The organism is Chitinophaga sp., assembly GCF_036566945.1.
GTDB lineage: Bacteria > Bacteroidota > Bacteroidia > Chitinophagales > Chitinophagaceae > Chitinophaga.
In genome coordinates this window covers 1-1,584 of the sequence record NZ_DATCVJ010000665.1, presented here as the reverse complement: position 1 = coordinate 1,584, position 1,584 = coordinate 1, and the positions used below count along the sequence as shown (strand labels likewise).

Sequence of the window (1,584 nt, the reverse complement as noted above, 5' to 3'; positions counted from 1 at the left end):
GGCAATAAATGCTTCTACGGCACCTCCCCCAGGAACAATTTTTGGATCCGTAATAAAATTTCTCAAAACATAAATAGAATCTAGTATCGTACGATGAAATTCATCAAGGATTTTTTTTGAATTAGCACGCAAAAGAAATGTTATTGACTTTGGATTCCTGCAACCATTAACGAAAACCATTTTATCATCACCAACTGTTTTTTCATACACCTTTGCAGCGTACCCCAGATCACTGCCGTTTATGCTATCAAGATCTCTGACGACCTTGGCTCCGGTAGCCTTTGCCAGCCATAACAAATCGTTTTCTTTAACTCTTCTAACAGTTAACATTTTGTTCTTGGCAAAATGATTTAGTGCAAGGGAATCTATCCCACCACGCGAAAAAACAACATTTGCACCAGATTCAATTACATACTGAATCTTTTGAAGCAAGTTACTGTTTTTTTTCTTTATGAACGAGGTCATCTGGCTAGGGTTTGAAATCCTAATTTCGGCATCAGTCTTTGTGCGTTCATCCTGGACATCGCTGTCAAGAAGCAAAATCTTTGCGTTTTCAATAATTCGGGGCATTGACGAATCATCTATTGTTTTGTCTATTACAGTTCCATGAACAAGCTCGGTATCAGAACTATTCCCTATTTTTTCCTCGATCTTAATGTCATCCACTTCAAGATAGCGTCTTGAAAAATCAGCGATTTCACAAATTCCGTCAACAACAAGACTGGGAATTACTATTTCTTCTGTAAACTGAGATACAGCCTTTGATCTCAAACAAGTCTCAACAAGATACCTCATTATCTTTTTATCATGACTAGTTGTTTCAATGGAAACTTTCCTGACAATTTCAAGTGCCATGTGCAATGCATTATTATAACCATCTGAAATTCTGCTTGGCGATACACCAATTTCTAATAGACCTTCTGCTTTTTCAACTAGGGCTCCTGCAAGCACAACAACTGATGTAGTACCATCACCGACGGCATTATCCACCGCATTGGAGGCCTCAATAATAACCTTAGCGGCAGGATGCTCAACATCAATCTTTCTTAGAAATGTTGCACCATCCTTAGTAACAGTCATCTCGCCAAGAATGTCAATAAACATTTTTTCAAGTCCTCTGGGACCCAGAAAGCCTTTAACAAGGTCAGCAATCAACCTTGCAGCTAGTAGATTATATCTCCTTGCTTCAGTTCCATACGTTCTTTTGAGACCATTACCAAATAACTGCATATTTTTATGACTCATGAAAAACTTATCTTTAATTGATAATTTGAGATCAATTATAAATATCTGACTTTATAATAAAATTTGATCTTTGATGTTTCTATCACCCAGAGAAATTGATAAATTATATATTTCTATGAGTGCAGAGGTCGCGCGAAAAAGAAAAACAAGGGGTTTAAAACTCAATTATCCTGAATCGGTGGCTCTAATCGCAGATTACATTTTAGAAGGAGCGCGAGATGGAAAATCGGTTTCTGAACTCATGAAATCAGGAAGACATGTGTTAAATAAAGACGACGTATTGCCCGGAGTTCCAGATCTAGTACAGAGCGTTCAAGTGGAGGCCACGTTTGACGATGG

The 1,584-nt window shown here is 37.8% G+C and carries 2 protein-coding genes; one reads left to right on the top strand and one right to left on the bottom strand.

Features of this window, described 5'->3' with window-relative positions:
- The coding region (gene thsB, locus VIP81_RS20270) for a thermosome subunit beta (RefSeq protein ID WP_331965390.1) at nt 1–1,245 on the bottom strand (1,245 nt) is incomplete at its 3' end.
- Nucleotides 1,246–1,318: 73 nt separating this feature from the next.
- On the opposite strand from thsB, the gene VIP81_RS20265 reads away from it, so the two are divergent.
- Nucleotides 1,319–1,584 (top strand): urease subunit gamma (locus VIP81_RS20265; RefSeq protein ID WP_331965387.1); only part of this gene is annotated, 266 nt, incomplete at its 3' end.